We start from the raw sequence: 23,404 nt of genomic DNA on the forward strand, positions 1-23,404 counted from the left end.
ACCGCGTAGCGGCGGCTATTGAGGGCGCGCAGATCAGCCACAGCCTGAAGCTGACACGGCTTGTCGATGGCATCTCCACCTACACCGTCACGGTGGACAGCGAGACGCACGAGTTTGTCGATACCGACACGGAAAACGCCATCGATCAAGCTTACGCGCACATTCGCGCCATCAAACAGCGTTGCCAAGCAGAGGCAGTAATCGCCGCCCTCGCCGCCACGGAGGGATCTGCCGATGTCTGAGACCAAGCAACTCATGCAGTCCATTGCAAAGACGCTCGATGCCATCCTGAATGGCACAGAGCCTATGGCGGTAAAGTCCACCGGGTTCGTTCTTCTGCTGTTTCCGCTGGATCAGCCCGAAGGTGCCCGCACGAACTATGTGTCGAACTGTGACCAAGCGGACATCATCGTCGCGCTGAAGGAGATCGTTGCACGCTTCGAAGGCCAGCCACACCAGAGCGGGAGGGCCTAGAGGATGCGAGAACTAAAGCTCGACTACGAAAACACCATCGTCCATATCCCCGATCTCAACGTCTTCAGAATTGGCGATAAGGTGACTGCTGACGAGGGCGCCGATAACGACCGCTTCGAAGGCGTAGTCATCGGTATCGAATTGCGTCGGGTCTACAGCTCTGACCGCTTGGAGCCGTGCATAACGATCCTGCACGATGGTTGCATCACCGACGAGTTCAAACCGAACGATTTGCGGAAAGTCGATCCGCCCGCACCCCAGCCGAATTTGACGGGCATCGAGCGCGCGGCGCGCTTCGTTGAGAAGCGCCGTGACGACTATGTGCAGGAGCACGGATCGTACGATTACGAAACCGGCTTCACCGAGTTCCCCGGCGAAGGCCTCGAATACGTTGGCGAGCTTGATGAGATCATCGAAGGCATCCGGGCCCTCGCCACCACGGAGGACTCGGCCGATGTCTAGCCCCACGACGAAGATTTTTCCGGTAGACGCGGTCATGTCGACGGTAACCGGCATTCTCGTATCGGAAGCCGGCATCGGCTGCATTTACGAGGTGCTCAATTGGATGACGGGAGAGAGCGTCTATACGCACCAGATCCCGCGCATCTCACGCGAGGCCGCGCCGGTCTTGATTGCCCTTTACCCCGACATGCAGTCGGCAATTGACGAGGCCAGCCAGGTCAACGGCGACAACTGGCGGGAATGGTTGGCCACTTGGCGTGCGCGCTACGGCGACGAGATCGCTGTCCCAGTCATGAATATCGCCCAGCACGAGCGGATCGACCCGATGTCGGAGCTGGTTGAAATGGTCTCGCCGGAGCGCATCGTTACAATCGGAGTAGATAAGCCATGACGAGTACCGTTTCCCCTTACGGCTGGAACGACCCCGCTACCGCGCTGAAAGATGGCACCATGCTTCACCTCTTGATTCAGCCGGGTCAGGAGGATCTGGACGCATTCACATCATTCCACGATAGCCGCGAGCCTTACGAGACAATCGGCTTTAATCAGATGAAGGACACGCTGGAGGACGTGTGGCAATTCGCCGGCTGGGATTGGTGCCACGATTGCATCACTGAAGGCCACGGCGAGGTTATCGGATGGCTTCCGTTCGGCGCCACCGCCCCAGCCCCTCAACCAAATGTGCAGGGTGCTTTTGAGCAAATCGGATGGATCTCGGATCCCGCTTTGATGCCGACGAGCTACAGCTTTAGCAAGTCGCAGGACCGAGATGATTTTCAGGTTCCGTGCTTTGTCCGCACACTCGCGCCCCAAGAACATGTGGTGTCCGTTATTGTGGCTGATCCCTGGATAGCCGTAGACGGTTGGCAGTCCATTTTTTGTGCGCCGAGAGACGGAACGGAAGTTCTCGTATGGAACGGCCGGCGCAGGCACGTGGCGTCTTTCGACACGATCGAAGGCGAATGGGTCTCGTCCTTCAAGACAACCACAAAGCGTCTGGCCGTCGCGCCGTCGCCAACCCATTGGCAGCAACTGCCTGACACTTCTACCCTCGCCGCCACGGAGGGCTCTGACGATGCGTGAAGCCTTCCGTAAGATCAAACAGCACTTTTGCCGCCACACGTGGGAGCCGCAGCGAAAACAGCACTGGATTCAAAACACGTGCTCGAAGTGCGGACTGCACGGCCCAACGCATTTCAGACCATTGATGCGAAGCGAAGATGACCCCACACCCCAACCGAATGTGACGGGCCAGGCGGTCTCAATACGCGACAGCCATTTTGGCCCCTACGTCGCGATCAGCATGCCAACCGGTTGCAATATGATTGTCGTCTTCGCCGACAAACAGCAGCACGTGCCAGTCTGGCTCGGTCTCCCGCACCAGCTCTACGTAAAAACCGCCAAGCGCCTGATGTCCGAGCACGAATGCCGGACGCTTACGCTCGTGCCTTACCGCAACGAGCACAAGGTTGAATTGACCTCAGCCGCCCTCGCCGCCACGGAGGGCTCGAACGAATGACCATGTCCGAGAGCACATATCGGGCCGAGCGCGCCCGCCAGACGCAGGTTCTCTACGATGCCGTGGACAAGGCAGTTCAGGGAGCCGCCGTCCATTTCGAAACGCCCATGCTTAACGCCGTCATCGGCGCACTTGTCGCCAATCTTGCCGAAAGCATCGCCGCGATAGGAGATCACCGCACTCGGAAGAATATGCGGCAGACGGTCGAAAAAGAGCTGTCGCAGAAGATCGCAGCCCTGATTGCCGATGGACGCCCCAACGCGAAGATCATCGCTGTCAACGGAGGGATGCACTGATGACCGACACGAAGAACATGATGCAGTCGATGGCATCGGCGCTGGACGATGTGCTGAATGAAAAAGGAAAGCCGAAGAAAAACGGCTTTGTCCTACTCGTCTTCCCGTTCGACGGCGCCGAAGGCCAGCGTACGAACTACGTCTCGAACGGCCAGCGCCAGGACATCGTCGTCGCGCTTAAGGAGATTATTGCTCGCTTCGAAGGCCAGCCGCAGCAGAGCGGGAGGGCGTGATGAGCATCACCCTTTGGAAACCAGAGCCGAACGTGCTCATTCATCAGGCGCTCGGCAAAGCTTGTGAAGAAGCTTCCGAACTGGCGAACATCCTCGCCCGCTGCCTTATCCAAGGTCTCGACCAGAGCGAACCGGTAAGCGGCAAGTCAAATCGGAAAGCGCTCTCGGATGAGATCGCCGACCTCGACGCGGCAGTTCAATGGCTGCGCGAGCTTACTGGCGAAGAATATGATGAGGAGCGGGCCGACAGAAAGCTGAACGGCTTCCGTCAATGGCAGCGCATGCTCGAAGCCGACATGTCCGCCCCATCACCCGCACCGAATGTTATGTGGCCGACTGAAGCCATCTGCCGACTGATCCACGATCATGCAGGCACGAAATCTCCTGACGAGCCGTTACATCACCCGGCGCAAAAATCGTGGGAAGAGCCAACGTTGGTGAGGTGGCAGCAGTGGGAAGGTCTTGTTGAAGAATTGCACGAGCTTGTGCATGCCCCCGCACCTCAACCAAGGAAACGAGAAAGCCCTCGCCTTGAAAGGCTGCTCGCGGCCGCAAAAGCTCAGATCGAGAAAATGACGGAGGCAGAAATCGACGCAATGCTTGCAGCTCAGCGCGAAAGCTGGGTCCGCGGTATGACGACGACTTGCGAACACGGCGTTCTCGACTTCGAGCAATGCTGCGACTGCCGTAAAACCAGGCCTCTGAGCGGGGACATAACATGAGCCGGGCAAGCTTCAGGCAGGCGGACGTTGAGCGGCTCCTTAAGGCCGCGAAGAACCAAGGCTTCGGATGCATCTTCGATCTGCGGACGCATGAGGCGAAATTCGTTCCCGTTGACGACTCGGCAAAGATGGCGCCCCTCTCCCTTCAGGGGATCTTCCCCCCTGACGGAAAGGATGCTTTCGATGAGAACTGACAGACCCGGCTACAAATGCCGGGCAAATAAGGACGGCTCGACCGTCCATTACTGGTCGCCAAAGCGAGCCGTGAAGGGAGCGCCAGCAGCGCTATCGACCATCCGGCTTGGTGATGGCCTGACAGAAGAGCAGATAGCCGCCGAATGCCAGCGGCTGACTGCACAACTGCGCGACGAGTTGCTCAAGCTCGGGTCGCCTCCCACCTACGACTGCACCATAGCCAGCCTCGTCGCATGCTATCGGCACGACAAGACCAGCAGCCTGCACAGCGTAAAGCACTCAACTCGAATACGGGACTACGAGCCTAGTCTCCGCATCCTGGTCGCTGACGTCGGCGCGCGGCGGATCGATGCCCTCCGCTCCTCCGACTTCAAAAAGTGGTTTGCTGGATGGAAGAAAAAGGGCCATCGCCGCGCGTCGGGAGCGATCAAGCTCTTGCGCGTCGTGATCTCGTACGGAGCTGGCGAACGCCTGATCGGATGCGCACAGGCGCGTGACATCCTTTCCGACATGCGGTTCGAACAGCCTGCGCCACGCACCGTCGCCATGACTTACGAGCAGTGCGCCGCAATCGTAGCGAAGAGTATCGAAATGGGGTGCCCGTCAATCGGCTTTGTCGAGGCGCTCAAATTCGAAACGGCGTTGCGACGCATCGACGTCATCGGCGAGTGGGCGCCAGCTCCAGGAGGGGGAAGCTTCCGCTGGTCAGGATTGATGGCCAAGGACATTTCTAAGGACATGATCCTTTCGCTCAAGACCAGCAAGACGGGAGCACTCGTCTCGCGCGATCTCAGCACCTATCCCCTAGTCACCGAGGCACTCCAAGCCTACCGCATTCCCGATATCGGCCCGGTCGTCATCGACGAGGATTCCGGAAAGCCGTACTGGGAAAACCGCTACACCGAAAAGTTCAAAAGGGTGCGCGACGCGGCCGGCGTTTCCTCGACGGTTTGGTCAATGGATTCGCGCGCAGGTGCGGTCTCCGAGACGATCGAGGCGACTGGCTCGCTGGATGCAGCACGCGATCTAGCAACCCACACCACGACAACAATGACACGCCGCTACGCTCGTGGCGACGGTCTGGAGGCGAGCCGCAAGGTCGCCTTGGCTCGCGTCGAATCGCGGCCTAAAACTGCTCAGTGACACGGCAGTGACACGAGTGACACGCCGCCTTGCTCAAGGCTTTGAATTTGCTGGAGCGGGTGAAGGGAATCGAACCCTCGTATTCAGCTTGGGAAGCTGCTGCTCTACCATTGAGCTACACCCGCCGATGCGCCAGACATCCAACAGAAGCGGCCGCGTGTCAATCCTTCTGCAAGGCTCAGGGACGGCGAAAGCCGTGCTTCAGCCGCGAAAATGCTTGGAAAGCTTCAGGCCCTGCGCCTGATAGTTCGATCCGACGCCCAGACCATAGAGGCCCTTCGGTCGCTCCATCATGTGCTCGTAGACGAGACGCCCGACGATCTGGCCATGTTCGAGGATGAAGGGCACCTCATGGCTTCGCACCTCCAGCACGGCACGGCTGCCGGTGCCGCCGGATTGCGCATGGCCGAAGCCGGGATCGAAGAAACCGGCGTAATGGACGCGGAATTCGCCGACCAGGGGATCGAAGGGCGTCATCTCCGCGGCAAAGAGCGGCGGCACGTGGACCGCCTCGCGGGAGACGAGGATGTAGAACTCGTCGGGATCGAGAATGAGCTCATCGGCGCCGCGGCTGTAGAGCGGCTCCCAGAAATCATAGATCCCGTGCGCGTTCTTGCGATCGACATCCACCACGGCGGTGTGATGCTTGCCGCGATAGCCGATCAGGCCATCGGCGCCGGTTCCCTTCAGATCGATCGACAGCGCGATGCCGGCGCCCGACACGTTCGGCGTATCGCTGGCGACCAGCGTGTCCGTGCGGTGAAGGTCCAGAACCTCGCTTTCCGTCAGCAGCGCATGGCCGATGCGGAAGCGGATCTGCGACAGGCGCGAGCCGCGACGCACGATGACCGGGAAGGTACGCGGGCTGATTTCCAGATAGAGCGGACCACGATAGCCGGCGGGGATCTTGTCGAACTCCTGCGCGCGGTCGGTGATGACACGGGTGAAGATATCGAGCCGGCCGGTCGAGCTTTTCGGATTGGCCGAGGCCGACATGGCGGCCGGCAGGTCGAGGCTTTCCATCAGCGGCACGATGTAGACGCAGCCGGTTTCGAGCACCGCGCCTTCGCTGAGGTCGATGACATGCAGCTTGAGGCGATCGAGCTTGTCGGCGACGAGATGTCCCGGGCCGGGCATGAAGCTCGCGCGCACGCGGAAGGCCCGGGCACCGAGCCTGAGGTCGAGGCTCGCCGGCTGGATCTGGTCCTCGTCCAGCGGCCCTTCGCTGAGAAGGCGGCCGTCGTCGAACAGCGAAGCGATTGCGCTATCCGCCAGAATGCCCGTGTCGCGCGCCATGCCTTCATCCTTTTTTCGCCGCCGACAAAACCAAAAACGGCCGATTGACGCAAGCGGGGCGAAGACGTATGGGAACTTATCCCGTGGTGATTTGGCCGGTCGGCTTGCAGCCACGTTAAACAAATGGCTAAAAAGACCGGGCTTGAACCGGTCTGCTTTACGCGACCGGTTTTTTTGTTTCTGGAAGGAGACAATCGATGAGCACGGCAAACAAGACCTGGCGCCCGGCGACACAGCTCGTTCACGGCGGCACCACCCGCTCCAATCACGGCGAAACCTCAGAGGCAATCTTCCTGACGCAGGGCTTCGTCTACGAGAGCTCGGAAGCGGCCGAAGCGCGCTTCAAGGGCGAGACGGACGGCTTTATCTATGCCCGCTATGGCAGCCCCACCAACGAGATGTTCGAAAAGCGCATGTGCCTGCTGGAAGGCGCCGAGGATGCGCGCGCGACGGCCTCCGGCATGGCCGCCGTCGCCGCCGCCATCCTCTGCCAGCTGAAGGCCGGCGATCACATCGTCGCTGCCCGCGCGCTCTTCGGCTCGTGCCGCTGGGTCGTGGAAACGCTGGCGCCGTCCTACGGCATCGAATGCACGCTGGTCGATGGCCGTTTCATCGAGAACTGGGAAAAGGCGATCCGCCCGAACACCAAGGTCTTCTTCCTGGAAAGCCCGACCAACCCGACGCTGGAAGTCGTCGATATCGCGGCCGTGGCGAAGCTTGCCGATGCAGCGGGCGCAAAGCTCGTGGTGGACAACGTCTTTGCGACGCCGCTCCTGCAGAAGCCGCTCGAACTCGGCGCGCATGTCGTCGTCTACTCCGCCACCAAGCATATCGACGGCCAGGGCCGCTGCCTCGGTGGGGTCGTTCTGTCGTCCAAGGACTGGATCGACGAGCATCTGCACGACTATTTCCGTCACACCGGCCCGGCCCTGTCGCCGTTCAACGCCTGGACGCTGCTGAAGGGTATCGAGACCCTGCCGCTGCGGGTGCGCCAGCAGAGCGAGAATGCGGCGAAGGTTGCCGACTTCCTGGCCGATCAGAGCCAGATTGCGCGCGTGATCTATCCCGGCCGCAAGGATCACCCGCAGGCGGATATCATTGCCAAGCAGATGACGGGCGGATCGACGCTCGTCTGTTTCGAGATGAAGGGCGGCAAGAAGGCGGCATTCGCGCTGCAGAACGCGCTGGAGATCGTCAAGATCTCCAACAATCTCGGCGACAGCAAGAGCCTGATCACCCATCCCGCGACGACGACGCACAAGAATCTGGCCGAAGAGGCCCGCGCCGAACTCGGCATTTCCGACGGCACCGTGCGCCTCTCCGCCGGGATCGAGGACAGCGCCGATCTCATCGAGGATTTCGCGCGGGCACTGAGAACCGTCACCGCCTGAGGCACCTCGCCAACCGATCGAAACAACGTCAAATCGCGCCCCATCGGCGCGATTTGTCTTCGTGCCACGCTGCAACACACTTTTCGCGGGCGTTATTCTTCGGGAAACCATCTGCCCCTAGAATAAGGACACCGACTGGAAGGGTTTGCATCATGTATCGCGCGCTGACACGGGACATCGAAGTCACCGTAGAGCCTTATTATCTGGAGGATCAGTCCGATCCCGAAGACGGGCGCTACGTGTGGGGCTACCGCATCCTGATTTCAAACCGCTCCACGAAGACCGTGCGGCTGATGACGCGGTATTGGCATATCACCGACGAAAGCGGACAGGTGGACGAGGTGAATGGCCCGGGCGTCATCGGCGAACAGCCCATTCTCAATCCGGGCGACACGTTCGAATATTCCTCGGGCTGCCCGCTCGACACGCCCTCCGGCGTGATGTTCGGCCATTACTCGATGGAGACGCCCGAAGGCGAGACCTTCACGGTCGATATTCCCGCGTTCTCGCTGGACCTGCCGGGCCTCAACCGCACGCTGAACTAATCCCCGGCCGCGACAGCCGGGGAGCCTCTTCGATATTTCAAGACGCCCTTACTGCGGACGGACCTCGGTTGCTTCGAACGTATAGGTGGTCGAGCAGAACTCGCAGGTCACCGAGATGACCCCATCCTCCACCGTGCTGTCGATTTCCTCCTGGCTGAAGCTCGCGAGGACATCGCGGAGTTTTTCGCGCGAGCAGGCGCACTGGTCGTAGACCGCCTGCGGCGGATAGACCCGCACGCCGCGCTCGTGGAACAGGCGAAAGAGCAGCCGCTCCGTGCCGACCGTGGGGTCGGTCAGTTCGTCCGCATCGATCGTCTCGACCATGACGCGGGCCTCGTCCCAGAGGTCGTCCACGCGGCCATCGAAGGTCTCGGCACCATCGCCGCCATGCAGGTCCGGCTGGCGCATCCGGTCGGGCGCTTCCGGCAGGAACTGCGCGACCATGCCGCCGGCACGCCAGCGATGACGCGGCTTGCCGTTTTCGTCGCGATCCAGAAGCTCGGCAACGCCGAGGCGCACCTTGGTCGGGATCTGCTCCGACTGGCGGAAATAGACGCCGGCGATCTCCTCGAGCGAGGCGCCGTCGAGCGGCACGATTCCCTGATAGCGCTGGGTGAACTCGCCCTGGTCGATGGTAAAGGCCAGAACGCCCTCGCCGAGAAGGTCCTGCGGATCCGTTTCGCCCTTTTCGATGGCGCTCGCCAAGGCCTCTTCGTCGTAGCGGGCATAGGCCCGCACGCGATCCGGCGTCGAGAAGTCGGCGACCACGAGATCGACCGGGCCATCGCTCTTCGTCTGGATGATCAGCTTGCCGTCGAATTTGAGCGAGGTTCCGAGCAGCACGGTCAGCACCACCGTTTCCGCCACGAGGCGTGCGACCGGGAGCGGATAGTTGTGCCGCTCGAGGATCGCGTCCAGCATCGGGCCCAACTGGACCGCGCGACCGCGCACGTCGAGACCTTCCACCTGGAAGGGTACGACGCGGTCATCGCCCGCATAACCGAATTCGCCGAGATCTGGTCCTTTGTCCACCATGTCCATGCTCCTGATGCAAGACCCGCCGCGGCGAGCCCGAACGCAGATGACGGCGCCCCGGACAGGTCCGGGAATCGCAAGCCGCAACTCCATTCTATTGGATTGATATGAAATGCCAGCAAAAAACCGTGGCATTCCGCTTTGCACCTAGATCGGTGGCCGGATGCCGGTTTTCAAGGTTTCGGCCTTGTGCGCCGAGCGCCGCGGCTCAGAGAGCGCCCAGGCACCAGGCGAGAATCGACTTCTGGGCATGAAGGCGGTTCTCCGCCTCGTCGAACACCACCGATTGACGACCGTCGATCACCTCGTCGGTCACTTCCTCGCCGCGGTGTGCCGGCAGGCAGTGCATGAAGAGCGCGTTCTCGTCCGCCTTCGACATCAGGGCAGAATTGACCTGATAGGGCTGGAAGACATTGTGGCCGCGGGCGCGGTGCTCCTGGTTCATGGACACCCAGGTGTCCGTCACCACGCAATCGGCACCGGCGACGGTCTTTTCCGCATCGTGCGACAACACGACATTGCCGCCATTGTTGCGCGCCCAATTGAGGATCTTGTCGTCGGGCTCGGAGCCGAGCGGTACGGCCATCTTCATCGTGTAGCCGAAGCGGGCCGACCCCTCGATGAAGGAATGCAGCACGTTGTTGCCGTCCCCTGTCCAGGCGATGGTCTTGCCCTTCACCGGGCCGCTGTGCTCCTCGAAGGTCATGATATCGGCCATGATCTGGCAGGGATGCGTCGTGTCCGTCAGAGCGTTGATGACGGGAACGGTCGCGTGTTCGGCAAGCTCAAGCAGACGGCTGTGATCCGTCGTGCGGATCATGATGGCATCGACGTAACGTGAGAGAACCTTGGCCGTATCGCCGATGGTCTCGGCACGGCCGAGCTGCATTTCCGTGCCCGACAGGAACAGCGTCTCGCCGCCGAGCTGGCGCATGCCGACATCGAACGACACGCGGGTCCGGGTCGAAGGTTTTTCGAAGATCATGGCGAGCATCTTGCCGGCCAGCGGCTTTTCCGCGGTCCCGGCCTTGGTCGCTGCCTTTCGCACCCGGGCATCATCGATGATCGAGCGCAGGTTCTCCGCCGACATGGCGGAGAGATCGAGGAAGTGCCGGGTATCAGCCATGAAAATGCGGTGTCCTGTCCTTGTCCCGTCGGGGCTTTCAGCTCCCTGCCCGGGCCTGGGTGTCGGTCGATGCCGAGGTATGGTGGCGGGGTTTGACGTTACGCCGTCGCGCGCTGCTTGACCGTCGTCAGCGTTTCGCTGGCGCGCTCGATGCGGGCAAGGCCTTCACGGGCTTCTTCCGCGCTGGTGATCAGCGGCGGCAGCAGACGGATGACGTTTTCCCCTGCGGGAACGGCCAGCATCCGCTCCGCCCGGATCGCCTTCAGCAATTCGGCGGAGGGCACGGCGGCCTTGATACCGAGCATGAGGCCTTCGCCGCGGATTTCCTCGATCACATCGGGGAACCGATCGGCAAGCGATGCGAGCCCCTGACGGAAGACCAGCGCGACGTCGCGCACATGCTCGAGAAAGCCGTCGCCGAGAACGACGTCGAGTACGGCATTGCCGACGGCCATGGCCAGCGGATTGCCGCCATAGGTGGACCCATGCGTGCCCGCGACCATGCCGGACGCAGCCTCTTCCGTCGCCAAGCACGCGCCGAGCGGGAAGCCGCCGCCAATGCCCTTGGCAGCTGCGAGGATATCTGGCGCGATGCCGGACCATTCATAGGCAAACAGCTTGCCGGTCCGCCCGACGCCGCACTGGACTTCATCGAAGATCAGCATCAGGCCGTGTTCGTCGCAAAGCGCGCGCAGCGCCTGCAGGAAGGCCTTGGAGGCCGGGCGAATACCACCCTCGCCCTGGATCGGCTCGATCAGGATCGCCGCAGTCTCTTCGGTGATCGCATCCTTGACGGCGTCGAGATCGGCGAAGGGCACCTGGACGAAGCCGGGTGCCTTCGGGCCGAAGCCTTCGAGATATTTTTCCTGGCCGCCGGCCGCAATCGTCGCGAGCGTGCGCCCATGGAAGGCACCTTCGAACGTGATGACGTGGAAACGCTCCGGCCGCCCCTTGGCGAACTGGTAGCGACGCGCCGTCTTGATGGCGCATTCCAGAGCTTCGGCACCGGAATTGGTGAAAAAGACCTTGTCGGCGAAGGTGTTGTCCGTCAGCCGCTTGGCAAGCTTTTCCTGGCCGGGGATCTCGTAGAGGTTCGACAGATGCCAGACCTTCTCGGCCTGGTCCTTGAGCGCTGCAACAAGATGCGGATGCGCATGGCCGAGCGAATTGACGGCCACGCCCGCGGCGAAATCGAGATAGCGCGCGCCATCTTCCGCCACCAGCCAGACACCTTCGCCGCGCTCGAAGCGCAGCGGCGCACGCATGTAGGTCTCGTAAAGCGGGGTTGCCTCGGCCATCGTGCCTATCTCCTCGTCCTGTCCGCACGCGCTTTGCGGGGAAGGTTCGATCCGTTTTCGCAGGGACCGGCAGTGCCGGCCCGAAATGAAAAATACCGCCCTGACGGCGGCGAGCGCACTATCGGTTTTTCAGGTGCCGCTGTCAACAAAAGTCCCGGAAATACGGGTCTGGCATGCGTTTTCCGGGCGCGATGCTTTCCGGCAAAAAGACCTTGCAAATATATCACGCAACGGCAGCAAGTTGGGGAAAACCCAAAAATCGATTCGGGTCGATTCCCCGGACTCTTGTCACGGAGTCACCCCGTCTCTAGGTTAGCAAGGAATTGCTAGACGCATGCGGCGGACCTAGTCACCAGAAGAGTCAAGGCGTTGCAGCTTCGGAGCCATCCGGGGCGCGGTGAGGGATTCGTCCTTCCGTATGCCTGGAATGGAGACGACAATGAACTGGACTGACGAGCGGGTAGAGAGACTGAAGAAGCTGTGGGCCGAAGGCCTGAGCGCGAGCCAGATCGCGGCGCAGCTCGGCGGCGTCAGCCGAAATGCGGTCATCGGCAAGGTTCACCGCCTGTCGCTCCCCGGCCGCGCAAAGGCAGGCGGAGCCTCGCCGAGCGCAACCCGTCCGAAGCGTCCCGTCGTCGCCGCACGCCCGGCAGCACCGGAAGCCATCGTTGCCAACGCGGCTCCCCGCGCCGTTCCCCAGCGTCCGATGGCCCGTCCTGTCAACGCGATGAACGTCATCGAAGATTCCGAAAGCGTCTTCGCGCCGGAAACCGCACTGACCGTCACCGGTAGCGGCGCCGGCGCAACGGGCAGCAATGTCGTCGTGCCGATGTCGCGCAAGCTGGTTCTGACGCAGCTCACCGACCGCACCTGCAAGTGGCCGATCGGCGACCCGATGAAGGACGAGTTTCACTTCTGCGGCAATGACTCGCCGGATAGCTCGCCCTATTGCACCTTCCACGCCAAGCTTGCCTACCAGCCCTCGGCCGAGCGCCGTCGCGCCCGATAAGGGTCCGCGTTTTCAGACAGAGCAAAAAAAGAAATCGCCTTCTTCGTTCTGCGAAGAAGGCGATTTCATTTGTCCTTACTGTCAATCTGGGAAGATCGCCGCGCGCCAGGAACGATGCGTTCCCAGCTCTAAAGATGCAAGCGTTCAGCTTTCCAGCGAGTAACCCGCGCCGCGGACGGTCCGGATGACGTCCTGCATGTTGGAAAAGTTGAGGGCCTTGCGCAGGCGACCGACATGGACGTCGACGGTCCTCTCGTCCACATAGATATCATGCCCCCAGACGCCATCGAGAAGCTGCGAGCGCGAGAAGACGCGGCCGGGCGAGGCCATGAAGAATTCGAGCAGGCGAAACTCGGTCGGGCCGAGGCGGACTTCGCGGGTCTTGCGATGGACGCGGTGCGTCTCGCGATCGAGCTCGATGTCGCCGCACTTCAACAGCGAGGACAGCACTTCGGGACGCGCGCGGCGCAGCATGGCCTTGACGCGCGCGATCAGCTCGGGCGTCGAGAACGGCTTGACGACATAATCGTCGGCGCCGGTGGCAAGGCCGCGAACCCGCTCGCTCTCTTCGCCGCGCGCCGTCAGCATGATGATCGGCAGGCGCTCGGTCTCGCTGCGCTGGCGCAGGCGCCGGCAAAGCTCGATGCCGGACACGCCGGGCAGCATCCAGTCGAGGATCAGGAGATCCGGCAGCCGTTCCTGCAAGCGGACTTCCGCCTCGTCGCCCCGGTTGATGGTATCGACGTCGAAGCCTTCGGCCTCGAGATTGTACCGCAGGAGAACGCTCAGGGCTTCTTCATCTTCGACAACGGCAATTTTCGGCTGCATTTCTGGACTCCGTAGTGTCCTCGTCGCATGACGAGGCTTTCGCCAGAACCCGAAGGCGGCGATCATCGTTGACTGTTCAGGCATGGCGGCGGGAAACCGCCCTTTCGGCCGCCGATCCCTCAACCGAGGCATCGACCGCGTTCAAGACCGGAGACGATGGGCGCAGGAGCGTTTCCCTCCTGCGCCGTTCGCTCAGGTGGCGAGTGCGCCGACGGTGTTCGACGAGTCGTCTTTCGGGCGTTCGCCGAGCGGCTGCGCGCCGGTCGTCATGTAGTAGATCGTCTCGGCGATGTTGGTCGCGTGGTCGCCGATGCGTTCGATGTTCTTGGCGCAGAACAGGAGATGCGTGCAGGGCGTGATGTTGCGCGGATCTTCCATCATATAGGTCAGGAGTTCGCGGAACAGCGAGGTGTAGATCGCGTCGATCTCGCCGTCACGCTCGCGGATGGCCTTGGCCTTTTCGGCCGAACGGGAGGCGTAGACATCCAGCACTTCCTTCAGCTGCATCAACGTCAGCTCGGCCAGATGCTCGATCCCGCGGGACAGCTGGCGCGGCAGGCTGGCGCTGGACACGGCGATAACGCGCTTGGCCGTGTTCTTGCCAAGGTCGCCCACGCGCTCGAGATCGGCCGCGATGCGGATCGATCCCATGATCTCGCGCAGGTCGGCCGCCATCGGCTGACGCTTGGCGATCGTCACGATCGCCTTTTCGCCGATCTGGCGTTCGGCATCGTCGAGCACGACATCGTCGGAAATGACCTTCTGGGCGAGACCCAGATCGGCGTTGACGAGGGCGCGTACGGATTCCGCGACCATCTGCTCGGCAAGGCCACCCATCTCGGAGATGCGGCGGCTGAGATATTTCAGGTCTTCGTCATAGACGGATACGATATGGGTTGCCATGGATCCTGTCCTTGGAGTTCGGTCACGGGCGCTTCGCTGTCGGTCGGGCGACCGATCAGCCGAAGCGTCCCATGATGTAATCCTGGGTGCGCTGGTCATCCGGATTGGTGAACATCTTGTCGGTATCGTTCTCCTCGACGAGATTGCCGAGGTGGAACATGGCGGTGCGCTGCGAAACGCGGGCGGCCTGCTGCATGGAGTGCGTGACGATCACGATCGTGTAGTTGGCGCGCAGTTCGTGGATCAGTTCCTCGACCTTGGCAGTGGCGATCGGATCGAGCGCCGAGCAAGGCTCGTCCATGAGGATGACCTCGGGGCTGACGGCAACGGCGCGTGCGATGCAGAGACGCTGCTGCTGGCCGCCAGAGAGGCCGGTGCCGGATTCGTGCAGGCGATCCTTCACCTCGTTCCAGAGGCCGGCCTTCTGCAGGCTCTGCTCGACGATGGCGTCGAGTTCGGCCTTGCTGCGGGCCAGACCGTGGATCTTCGGCCCGTAGGTCACGTTCTCATAGATCGACTTCGGGAACGGGTTCGGCTTCTGGAAGACCATGCCGACGCGGGCGCGAAGTTCGACGACGTCGATCGAGGGATCGTAGATATCGCCGTCATCGAGCGTGATCTTGCCGGTCACCCGGCAGTGATCGATCGTGTCGTTCATGCGGTTGAGCGTCCGCAGGAAGGTCGACTTGCCGCAGCCGGACGGGCCGATCAGGGCCGTGACCGTGTTCTCGCGGATGTTGAGGTTCACGTCGAACAGCGCGCGCTTTTCGCCGTAGTAGACCGACACATCCTTGCCGATCATCTTGTGAGGGACAGCATTCATCTTCTGATCGACCGCCTTTTCGAGAGTCGCTTCTGACATCATGTTCATAATTCTCTACCTCACTACCAGCGTCGTTCAAAGCGGCGCCGCAACAGGATTGCGCCCAGGTTCATGACCACCAGGAAAATCAGGAGCACGATGATCGCGCCGGAGGTCCGTTCGACAAATGCACGTTCGGCTTCGTTGGCCCACATGTAGATCTGGACCGGCAAAGCCGTCGAAGGTTCGAGCGGCGAGCCCGGGAAATCGACCACGAAGGCCACCATGCCGATGAGCAGCAGCGGTGCGGTCTCGCCGAGCGCATGCGCAAGGCCGATGATGGTGCCCGTGAGGATACCCGGCATGGCAAGCGGCAGGACATGGTGGAAGATGGTCTGCATCTTCGAGGCACCGAGGCCCAGGGCTGCGGCCCGGATGGACGGCGGCACCGCCTTCAGCGCGGCACGCGTGGCGATGATGATGGTGGGCAGCGTCATCAGCGTGAGGACGAGGCCACCGACGAGAGCCGCCGAGCGCGGCATGCCGGCGAAGTTGATGAAGATCGACAGGCCGAGCAGACCGTAGACGATGGAAGGAACGGCCGCGAGGTTGTTGATGTTGACCTCGATGAGGTCGGTCAGCTTGTTCTTCGGCGCGAACTCTTCGAGATAGATCGAGGCGGAGACCCCGATCGGCAGCGCGAGCGCCAGAACGATCAGCATCATGTAGAGCGAGCCGAGCGCTGCGACGCCGATGCCGGCGGCTTCCGGCCGCGACGAGGCGCCCGAGGTGAAGAGGCCCGTGTTGAAGGACTTCGTCATCGCCCCGTCCTGCGCGAGCGTCTGCATCCAGGCGAGCTGCTTGTCCTTTACCTTACGGTTGGCCTCATCGACCGTCACGTCGATCTGGCCCTTGTTGGCCGAGTCGATATTGCCTTCGGCGAGCAGCGCCACCGGCACCGTCTGGCCGATGATGGCCGGATTGGCGACGACGACGTCGCGGAGCTGCGTGCGGGCGCTGGCCGAGACCATATCGGTCGCCAGCTTGACGTCGGCGCGGTTGTTGGGATCGATGCCCAGCTTCTGCACGAGCGCATCGCGCACCAGCAGTGGATAGTTCGCCGTCATCAGCTTGGCGGGGTTGGTCGCCCGTTCGTTCTTCGGATCGATGACCTTTTCGCTGAACGTGATCGGCAGGACGATCTCGGTCTGCAGGAAGGCGGTATAGCCCTTGGAGACGACGGTCCAGAGGAGGAGGCCGAGAAAGAAGATGCCGATGGAGATCGCCCCGATGCCATAGGCCCGGAAGCGGCGTTCTGCGGCGTAGCGGCGCTTGATGCCGATATCGCGACGGCTGACGGCGGGACGCGGCGATGAACCGGCGAGAGATGTGGTCATGTCGGTCATTCGTACTGTTCCCGGTATTTGCGCACGATGTAGAGCGCGTAAATGTTGAGGCAGAGCGTGATGGCGAACAGCGTGATGCCGAGCGCGAAGGCGACGAGGGTCTGCGGAGAGGTGAACTCCAGGTCGCCCGTCAGCTGGTTGACGATCTTCACCGTGACCGTGGTCATCGGCTCGAAGGGATTGAGCTGCATGCGCGCCGCCACGCCCGCTGCGAGCACCACGATCATCGTCTCGCCCACGGCGCGGGAGGCCGTCAAGAGAAGGGCGCCGACGATGCCGGGAAGAGCGGCAGGCAGGACGACGCGCTTGATGGTTTCCGATCGCGTGGCGCCCAGCCCGAGCGATCCGTCCCGCAACGACCGGGGCACCTGCGTGATGATGTCGTCGGACAGAGAGGACACGAAGGGGATCAACATGATGCCCATCACGATGCCGGCCGTGAGAACGCTCTGTGCCTGGATGAAGCTCTGATAGTTGCCGGTGACGAGGCCGTTCAACTGGCCCGAGATATCCCGCAGGAAAGGACCGACCGTGACGAGGGCGAAGAAGCCGTAGACGATGGTCGGGATGCCGGCGAGAATCTCCAGCAGGGGCTTGGCGACCGACCGCACGGTGTTGTTGGCGTATTCCGCCATGTAGATCGCCGCGAAGAGGCCGATCGGCACCGCAAACAGCATGGCCACGAAGGCGATGTAGAGCGTGCCGGCGAGAAGCGGCAGAAGGCCGAACTGCCCCGCCTGTCCCGCCTGGCCGGCTGCGGCGAAGCGCGGATCCCACACTGTTCCGAAGAAGAACTCCATCGGCGAGACCGACGCGAAGAAGCGCAGGGCCTCCGACAGCATGGAGCCGATGATGCCGATCGTCGTGAGGATGGCGATGGAGGAGGCAAGGATCAGGCCGCCGAGAATGACCTGCTCGACGCGGTTGCGCGCCCGGAAGCGCTGGGAGATGCCGCGAAGCGCCAGAACGGCACCGCCGATGGCGAGCAGCAGAACGACGCCGGCCATGGCCAGGTGGCTGTTTGCGGTCATCCGGTTGAAATCGGTCGCCGACTCGATCATCCAGGCTTCGCCGGCGCTGGCCAGCGGAATGCCCTTGGCGGCCATGGCGTCGCGCAGATTGATGGCGCCGCTGTCGAGCGCGCTGCGCTCAGTGTCCGAGAGAAGCGCCAGGCCACGGGCGACCGACTTGACCTGCCCGAGCGCAAGCTCCGCGGGCGCGCTGCCCTGGTTGAGGACTTCGGTCGGAAGATGGAAGAGGACGCTGCGATCGATCATCGGCGGGGCCGCGACCAGCCAGACCCCGAGAACGACGAGGGCGGGCAGCAGAGCCCAGATGGCGGCGTAGCTTCCGTGATATCCGGGCAGGGAATGCAGCGAGGACAGCTTGCCACCGGCCGTGGCCATGGCCCGCGAACGCCCCATCACGAAGGCGGATGCGCCGACGAGAAGAACGAGAAAAAAGAGGAGAGAAGCGCTCATGGTCTGGGTCCCCCGGTCGTTTCACGACATCGCATGCTGCAAGATCGGACGCCGGCCATTCGAACGTTGGGGTTCCGGCACGGCGCTTGTTGTGCGCCGTGCCGGATGATCCTGGGAGATTTTGTCTCCGGATCCAGGTCGATTACAGCATCGTGCCGTCGGTGAAGGCCTTGCGGTCAGCTTCGCGCTCGGCATCCGGTGCGGCAACGAGGCCGTAGGCAGCCAGCGGGCTTTCCGGGCCGACCATCTGGTCGTCGAGGAAGAATTCAACGAATTCCTTCAGGCCGGGGATGACGCCGAGATGGGCCTTCTTCACGTAGAAGAACAGCGGGCGCGAAACCGGATATTCGCCGGAAGCGATCGTTTCCGTGGACGGAACGACGCCGTTGACGGTCGCGACCTTCAGCTTGTCGGCGTTGTTTTCATAGAATGCGAGGCCGAACACACCGATGCCGTTCTTGTTGGCAGCGATACGGGCCAGCGTTTCCGTGTAGTCGCCGTCGATGTCGACAGCCTTGCCGTCCTTGCGAACGGCGACGCAGGTGCGGGCCTGTTCCTTGGCGTCGGAAACGGCAGCCTTGATGACGTCTTCAGCGCCGGAAGCCTTGCAGCCTGCATGAAGGATCTTCTCTTCGAAGACTTCGCGCGTGCCGTGCTTTTCGCCCGGGATGTAGGCGGCGATTTCGGCGTCCGGCAGGTCCTTGTTGACTTCCGACCACTTCGTGTAGGGGTTGGCGACGATCTTGCCATCGACGACGACCTGGGCTGCGAGGCCGAGATAGAGATCCTTCGGCTCAAGCTTCAGGTCGGCATTGCCACTGTCGGTCGCGAAGACGATGCCATCATAGCCGATCTTGACTTCCTGCACTTCGGTGACGCCGGCCGACTTGCACTCGGCCAGTTCGCTGTCCTTGATCTTGCGCGACGCATTGGCGATGTCGATGGTGTCGGGGCCGACGCCCTTGCAGAATTCCTTGAGGCCGGCGCCCGTGCCGCCGGATTCGACGACCGGCGTCTTGAAGTCGGGGAATGTCTCGCCGAAGGTTTCGGCAACGATCTTGGCATAGGGAAGAACGGTGGACGAACCAGCGATCTGGATCTGGTCGCGGGCGGCAGCGGCGCCGGCAAAGGCGACGGATGCCACCAGGGCTGCAGCAGTGAGTTTCAGGGCGTTCATGGAATTCTCCCGGATGGGCTTGTGTGGGTGCGCTAGGGTCTCAGCGCTCGCTTTCGCCGTTTCGATCTCATCGGCTGACATTCATTAGCGGCCGATGCCACCAGCTTTTATGTCAAGTTGACGAAAGATTTATGACAGCTCATATAATTGAATTTGCTGACCTTTTCTTTCGCGCATCCGGATCTCTGTGAAACGCGTCAGAATCTGACGGTGAAAACGGTCCCTTCGCCCAGCACGGAGCGGACGATCAGCCGGGCACGATGCCGGGTGAGGATGTGCTTGACGATCGCCAGTCCCAGTCCCGTCCCCTTTTTCGAGCGGCTGGCCTCGACATTCACGCGGTAGAAACGCTCGGTGATGCGCGGCACATGCTCGGCGGGGATGCCCGGCCCGCGGTCTCGCACCGAGACCTCGACCGGATCTCCGCTGCCGCCGGACAGGCTGACCTCGACGGTCTTGCCCTCCTGACCGTATTTGCAGGCGTTTTCCACGAGGTTCTCGAACACCTCGATCAATTCGTCCCGATCGCCCTGGACGATCACCGCGGTGGACGGAAGATCGAGCGAGATGGTGACACCCAGCTCCTGCGCAAGCGGCCCGAGCGTATCGCAGACATGACCGAGCAGAGGACCGAGGGCGACGTCCTCTTCCGGCGCGATATGGGATTTGAGCTCGAGGCGCGACAAGGAGAGGAGGTCGTCCACAAGGCGGCTCATCCGCGTCGCCTGCTCCAGCATGATGCCGAGGAACCGCTCATGGGCCTTCACATCGTTGCGCGCAGGCCCCTGCAACGTTTCGATGAAGCCGCGCAAGGAAGCAAGCGGCGTGCGCAATTCATGGCTCGCATTGGCCACGAAATCCGAGCGCATGCGGTCGATCCGCCGCGCCTGCGAGATGTCGCGGTAGGAGACGACATAGACGGTATCCGCGTTTTCCGGCCCGACGCCAGAAAGGGCAGCCGGCGCCACGCGGACGATGTAGACGGCCTCGGACGGCAGTCGCTCGGAATGTTCGATCTGATTGATGCGGCCGGTGGCGATGGTCTCGCGCACCATGTCGAGGATGCCCGGCGAGCGGACGCGACCGGAGAGATCGGAATTGGCCGGGATGACGCCGAACGCCTTTTCGGCTGCCTGGTTCTGGAAGAGCACCCGCTCGTCCGGCCCGATGACGAGCACCGGCATGTCCAGCGCGTCGAAGCCGGTTTCGAGCGTCGCCAGCTCGGCCTCTCCGGTCGACGGCGACGGCTCGATGGCAGCTGGCGGTGCCGGCATGGCCGGTTGCCGCAGCAGCGCCAGAACGAGAACGCACCACAATGCGCCGGCAAGCACGGCATGGCCATTGGTGACGATCATTCCGACGCAGCCGGCAAGGGTCAGGCCGATCAACCACTTCTCCGCCCAGATGCGGGTGCCGATCGTCCTCCAGAATGTCGTTTCCTGCACATGTCCTCCCGACTGTTGCTGCCTGCCCGAACGAGCCGGAGCCGATCCACGCGTCCGGGCCCGGCCGGATATCCGGCGCTTCCCGTCACGCGCATCGGTCGACGCAGCGACCTTCAGACCGTAACCCGGCTTCATGACATGATTTTCACGGTGCGCTTGAAATCGCAATGGACTTATGGCCTGCTCCCGCCATGCGGCAACCGGTGTTTCAGCTCGGCCCGCCCGACATGCATTGGAGTGAACAGCATGGACGACATCAAGCCGGTCGAGATCGTCATCGACGGAAAGACGCATCTGTTCGACGTCGACACGCCCGATCTGCCGGACTGGATCACCAAGGCGGCCATGGCCTCCGGCGGCTACCCCTACGAGAAGAAGCTGAACAAGGACACCTACAAGGCCGAGCTGGAGCAGCTGCAGATCGAGCTCGTGAAGGTGCAGGCCTGGCAGCAGGCGAGCGGCAAGCGCGTGATCGTGCTGTTCGAAGGGCGCGATGCGGCGGGCAAAGGCGGCGCGATCCACGAGACGCGCGCCTATATGAACCCGCGCACCGCCCGGATCGTCGCCCTGACCAAGCCGACCGAGACGGAAAGCGGCCAATGGTATTTTCAGCGCTACGTCTCGCATTTCCCGACGGCCGGCGAATTCGTGATGTTCGACCGGTCCTGGTACAATCGGGCCGGCGTCGAACCGATCATGGGTTTCTGTACGCCGGCGCAGTACGAACATTTCCTCAAGCAGGTGCCGCCGTTCGAAAAACTGATCGTCGACGAGGGCATCGTCCTCTTCAAGATCTGGCTGGAAATCGGACAGGAAATGCAGCTGATGCAGTTTCACCAGCGCCGCCACGATCCGCTGAAGGTGTGGAAGCTCTCGCCGATGGATATCGAAGCGCTGTCGCGCTGGAACGACTACACCGAAAAGCGCGACCGGATGCTGAAGGAAACGCATAAGGGCAAGGCGCCTTGGACCGTGATCCTCGGAAACGATCGCCGTCGCGCCCGTCTCAACCTTATCCGCCACATCCTGACGAGCCTCGACTATACGGGCAAGGACGAGAAGGCGATCGGAGAGATCGACGACAAGATCCTCACATCCGGACACCACTTCCGGAAGTCCTGACCGGCAGGGCTCTAACGGTCCTCCTGCCTGGCGCTGCGCCTCTCCTCAGGGCGCCGCCGCTGCATCACTGCCCGGGCAGGAGCCGGACGGCGTAGAGATCGAGACCGCCGCCATTGGCGGTCACGTCGCTGTTGATGAGAATGCGGCCCGGGCCGTTCGGCGACGTCGTGCGGTCGAAGCCGATCTTGAACAGCATGTCGCTCTTCTCGTCGTTGACCGTGAAGCGATGCCGGCCGCAATCCCCCAGCGACGCGAAATCGCATTCCACGGAAAACTGCGTCGGCTTGCCGTTTGCCGATTGGACGCTGAGCGCCAGGGTCGAGGTCTGCCCCGCCATGCGCTGGAGCGCGGAGGCGGGAACCTCGATGGCGACATTTCCGCTCGCATCGCCTGCGCCGGACGTGATGCGCAGCCGCGCACCGCCCTCGTCGCGCACGACCTCGGTGCGCACGCGCGCTCCCGGTGTCACGCCGCCGGAGGCGGTCGGCAGATAGAGATCCACCCAGTCCGCGGTGAAGCCGGCCTGGGCGCCGAGTGTGCGCAGGCCGGCGCCACCATCGAAATCCTCGGCGGCGACGGTCGGCGGCGGGGCCGGCTGGCCCTGCGGCCGTTCGAGAAGCCCCGTGCTCATGACCCACCAGGTGGCGCTTCCAATAGCGGCCACGAGAACGGCGGTCACCATGAGAATGGAGGCGATACGCCCGCCACGGCCGCGACGTCTGCGCGGCACGAGAGGCTCTGCCCCGGGAAGTCCGAGATCGTTGACGGTATCGCGCGCCTGGGCGCCCGGCCGATGAGGATCGCGATCCGGCGCCACCATCGGCGTGAAGGACGCGTCCTCACGGTCGTCGGTACGGTCGTGGGTACGGTCGTCGGTACGGTCTCTGGGGCGGCCGTCGATCTCCACCGTCGGGCGGTGGCTGCGCGGAGCCTGTGCTGTGGGCGCCGGGCGCGAGGCCGCTGACGGATGGCGATCCGGAACGACGTCGTCAAATCCGGGTTCCTCGCGGCGATGCTCGCGCGTGGTGGCCGGTGGCTCTGCGCGAACGACATCCTGCACGACCGGCTCGACCCTGCTATTTTGACCCTGTGGAGCCGCAGGAGGCGTCACGACCGGAAGATCGCGCAGCGCCGCCCGCTCCTGCTGCTCGATCGCGTGAATGGCGACCTCGAGCCGGTGCCGCTGCTGGGCGATGACGGTCTCGTCGTGGACGTTCTGCTTGCGCAGGCCGGCTTCGAGCGCATTGCGCGCCGACTGGTAGATCCGGGCACGAGTTTCCGCATTCGCCCGGTCGGAGCGCTCCAGCGCCTGCTTGATGGCCGTTTCCAGTCCGCTCACCCTAATCCCTTGCCTGGAGCCTTCGCGTCGCACACCCCTTCAGGGATGCAGGTGCCGAGACGAAGGAAGCACGTTTACTTTTCGGTAACGATTGCCGTCCCGTTGCGCAAGTCTGCCGAACGCACTTAAGCCGATGACGCGGCGAACTGCAGACGAC

At 62.6% G+C, this 23,404-nt stretch carries 27 protein-coding genes, 1 tRNA gene and 1 riboswitch; of the genes, 15 read left to right on the forward strand and 13 right to left on the reverse strand.

Annotated elements, in window-relative coordinates; all coding sequences use genetic code 11:
- The 11 genes from C8J36_RS24910 to C8J36_RS10680 form a co-directional block, all read left to right on the forward strand.
- The coding region (locus C8J36_RS24910; protein ID WP_165915023.1) for a hypothetical protein at window positions 1–242 on the forward strand (242 nt) is incomplete at its 5' end.
- Complete coding sequence (locus C8J36_RS10635) at window positions 235–474, forward strand: hypothetical protein (RefSeq protein WP_132534681.1); 240 nt, start codon at window positions 235–237, stop codon at window positions 472–474. The genes C8J36_RS24910 and C8J36_RS10635, both read left to right, overlap by 8 nt.
- Window positions 475–477: 3 nt before the next feature.
- The gene (locus C8J36_RS10640; protein ID WP_132534683.1) at window positions 478–936 is read left to right on the forward strand and encodes a hypothetical protein; all 459 of its coding nucleotides are present in this window, start codon (window positions 478–480) and stop codon (window positions 934–936) included.
- Window positions 929–1,327: a hypothetical protein gene (locus C8J36_RS10645; RefSeq protein ID WP_132534685.1), complete on the forward strand. Its 399-nt coding sequence runs from the start codon at window positions 929–931 to the stop codon at window positions 1,325–1,327. The genes C8J36_RS10640 and C8J36_RS10645 overlap by 8 nt, the downstream gene beginning before the upstream one ends.
- Window positions 1,324–2,019 (forward strand): hypothetical protein, encoded by a 696-nt coding sequence (locus tag C8J36_RS10650; RefSeq protein WP_132534687.1) that lies wholly within the window; start codon window positions 1,324–1,326, stop codon window positions 2,017–2,019. The genes C8J36_RS10645 and C8J36_RS10650 overlap by 4 nt, the downstream gene beginning before the upstream one ends.
- Window positions 2,012–2,455, forward strand: a complete 444-nt coding sequence (locus C8J36_RS10655; RefSeq protein WP_132534689.1) for a hypothetical protein — start codon at window positions 2,012–2,014, stop codon at window positions 2,453–2,455. Before C8J36_RS10650 ends, C8J36_RS10655 begins: the two co-directional genes overlap by 8 nt.
- Before the next feature lie 2 nt (window positions 2,456–2,457).
- Entirely contained in the window at window positions 2,458–2,751 is a 294-nt protein-coding gene (locus tag C8J36_RS10660; RefSeq protein WP_132534691.1) for a hypothetical protein, read from the forward strand.
- Window positions 2,751–2,984, forward strand: a complete 234-nt coding sequence (locus C8J36_RS10665; protein WP_132534693.1) for a hypothetical protein — start codon at window positions 2,751–2,753, stop codon at window positions 2,982–2,984. The genes C8J36_RS10660 and C8J36_RS10665 overlap by 1 nt, the downstream gene beginning before the upstream one ends.
- The gene (locus C8J36_RS25325) at window positions 2,984–3,706 is read left to right on the forward strand and encodes a hypothetical protein (protein ID WP_245506522.1); all 723 of its coding nucleotides are present in this window, start codon (window positions 2,984–2,986) and stop codon (window positions 3,704–3,706) included. Before C8J36_RS10665 ends, C8J36_RS25325 begins: the two co-directional genes overlap by 1 nt.
- A complete protein-coding gene (locus C8J36_RS10675; RefSeq protein ID WP_132534695.1) occupies window positions 3,703–3,900 on the forward strand; it encodes a hypothetical protein in 198 nt (65 codons plus the stop codon). Before C8J36_RS25325 ends, C8J36_RS10675 begins: the two co-directional genes overlap by 4 nt.
- Window positions 3,890–5,044 (forward strand): hypothetical protein, encoded by a 1,155-nt coding sequence (locus C8J36_RS10680; protein WP_132534697.1) that lies wholly within the window; start codon window positions 3,890–3,892, stop codon window positions 5,042–5,044. Before C8J36_RS10675 ends, C8J36_RS10680 begins: the two co-directional genes overlap by 11 nt.
- Before the next feature lie 51 nt (window positions 5,045–5,095).
- Here the strand turns inward: C8J36_RS10680 and C8J36_RS10685 are convergent.
- Window positions 5,096–5,169 (reverse strand) — tRNA-Gly (locus C8J36_RS10685).
- Window positions 5,170–5,245: 76 nt separating this feature from the next.
- Window positions 5,246–6,340, reverse strand: a complete 1,095-nt coding sequence (locus tag C8J36_RS10690; protein ID WP_062595187.1) for a 2'-deoxycytidine 5'-triphosphate deaminase — start codon at window positions 6,338–6,340, stop codon at window positions 5,246–5,248.
- A gap of 73 nt (window positions 6,341–6,413) precedes the next feature.
- A riboswitch (SAM riboswitch) is annotated at window positions 6,414–6,492 on the forward strand.
- Window positions 6,493–6,537: 45 nt separating this feature from the next.
- On the opposite strand from C8J36_RS10690, the gene C8J36_RS10695 reads away from it, so the two are divergent.
- Window positions 6,538–7,731, forward strand: coding sequence for an O-succinylhomoserine sulfhydrylase (locus C8J36_RS10695; RefSeq protein WP_132534699.1), 1,194 nt, complete (start codon window positions 6,538–6,540; stop codon window positions 7,729–7,731).
- Between the two features lie 152 nt (window positions 7,732–7,883).
- Window positions 7,884–8,276 (forward strand): Co2+/Mg2+ efflux protein ApaG, encoded by a 393-nt coding sequence (apaG, locus tag C8J36_RS10700; RefSeq protein ID WP_062595189.1) that lies wholly within the window; start codon window positions 7,884–7,886, stop codon window positions 8,274–8,276.
- Window positions 8,277–8,324: 48 nt separating this feature from the next.
- Here apaG and C8J36_RS10705 read toward each other — a convergent pair whose 3' ends face one another.
- From C8J36_RS10705 to C8J36_RS10715, 3 genes are all read right to left on the reverse strand, one after another.
- Entirely contained in the window at window positions 8,325–9,311 is a 987-nt protein-coding gene (locus C8J36_RS10705) for an Hsp33 family molecular chaperone (protein WP_062595190.1), read from the reverse strand.
- Window positions 9,312–9,519: 208 nt separating this feature from the next.
- Window positions 9,520–10,437, reverse strand: coding sequence for an ornithine carbamoyltransferase (gene argF, locus C8J36_RS10710; protein ID WP_062595191.1), 918 nt, complete (start codon window positions 10,435–10,437; stop codon window positions 9,520–9,522).
- A 98-nt stretch (window positions 10,438–10,535) separates the two neighbouring features.
- Window positions 10,536–11,735, reverse strand: a complete 1,200-nt coding sequence (locus tag C8J36_RS10715) for an aspartate aminotransferase family protein (protein ID WP_132534701.1) — start codon at window positions 11,733–11,735, stop codon at window positions 10,536–10,538.
- A gap of 439 nt (window positions 11,736–12,174) precedes the next feature.
- On the opposite strand from C8J36_RS10715, the gene C8J36_RS10720 reads away from it, so the two are divergent.
- The gene (locus tag C8J36_RS10720) at window positions 12,175–12,744 is read left to right on the forward strand and encodes a GcrA family cell cycle regulator (RefSeq protein ID WP_132534703.1); all 570 of its coding nucleotides are present in this window, start codon (window positions 12,175–12,177) and stop codon (window positions 12,742–12,744) included.
- 144 nt (window positions 12,745–12,888) lie between these two features.
- Here C8J36_RS10720 and phoB read toward each other — a convergent pair whose 3' ends face one another.
- The 7 genes from phoB to phoR all read right to left on the reverse strand — a co-directional run bounded on the left by phoB (window position 12,889) and on the right by phoR (window position 20,786).
- Window positions 12,889–13,572, reverse strand: coding sequence for a phosphate regulon transcriptional regulator PhoB (phoB, locus tag C8J36_RS10725; protein ID WP_062595195.1), 684 nt, complete (start codon window positions 13,570–13,572; stop codon window positions 12,889–12,891).
- A gap of 192 nt (window positions 13,573–13,764) precedes the next feature.
- Window positions 13,765–14,475 (reverse strand): phosphate signaling complex protein PhoU, encoded by a 711-nt coding sequence (gene phoU, locus C8J36_RS10730; RefSeq protein WP_062595196.1) that lies wholly within the window; start codon window positions 14,473–14,475, stop codon window positions 13,765–13,767.
- Between the two features lie 55 nt (window positions 14,476–14,530).
- Complete coding sequence (pstB, locus tag C8J36_RS10735; RefSeq protein WP_062470642.1) at window positions 14,531–15,346, reverse strand: phosphate ABC transporter ATP-binding protein PstB; 816 nt, start codon at window positions 15,344–15,346, stop codon at window positions 14,531–14,533.
- A gap of 14 nt (window positions 15,347–15,360) precedes the next feature.
- Window positions 15,361–16,683 (reverse strand): phosphate ABC transporter permease PstA, encoded by a 1,323-nt coding sequence (pstA, locus tag C8J36_RS10740; RefSeq protein ID WP_062595197.1) that lies wholly within the window; start codon window positions 16,681–16,683, stop codon window positions 15,361–15,363.
- Window positions 16,680–18,164 carry a phosphate ABC transporter permease subunit PstC gene (gene pstC / locus C8J36_RS10745; RefSeq protein ID WP_062595198.1) on the reverse strand — a complete coding sequence of 495 codons (1,485 nt, stop codon included), beginning with the start codon at window positions 18,162–18,164 and terminating at the stop codon, window positions 16,680–16,682. The genes pstA and pstC overlap by 4 nt, the downstream gene beginning before the upstream one ends.
- 142 nt (window positions 18,165–18,306) lie before the next feature.
- Entirely contained in the window at window positions 18,307–19,341 is a 1,035-nt protein-coding gene (locus C8J36_RS10750; RefSeq protein WP_062595199.1) for a substrate-binding domain-containing protein, read from the reverse strand.
- A 197-nt stretch (window positions 19,342–19,538) separates the two neighbouring features.
- Window positions 19,539–20,786, reverse strand: a complete 1,248-nt coding sequence (gene phoR, locus C8J36_RS10755; protein ID WP_245506523.1) for a phosphate regulon sensor histidine kinase PhoR — start codon at window positions 20,784–20,786, stop codon at window positions 19,539–19,541.
- A gap of 246 nt (window positions 20,787–21,032) precedes the next feature.
- Between phoR and ppk2 the strand changes: the two genes are divergently transcribed.
- Window positions 21,033–21,908, forward strand: coding sequence for a polyphosphate kinase 2 (gene ppk2, locus C8J36_RS10760; protein WP_132534709.1), 876 nt, complete (start codon window positions 21,033–21,035; stop codon window positions 21,906–21,908).
- Window positions 21,909–21,972: 64 nt separating this feature from the next.
- Here the strand turns inward: ppk2 and C8J36_RS10765 are convergent, their stop codons facing one another.
- On the reverse strand, window positions 21,973–23,247 hold the full coding sequence (locus C8J36_RS10765) for a biotin transporter BioY (RefSeq protein ID WP_132534711.1): 1,275 nt from the start codon (window positions 23,245–23,247) through the stop codon (window positions 21,973–21,975).
- Window positions 23,248–23,404: the final 157 nt, after the last annotated feature.

The sequence above is a fragment of the Rhizobium sp. PP-F2F-G48 genome (assembly GCF_004342335.1).
GTDB lineage: Bacteria > Pseudomonadota > Alphaproteobacteria > Rhizobiales > Rhizobiaceae > Ferranicluibacter.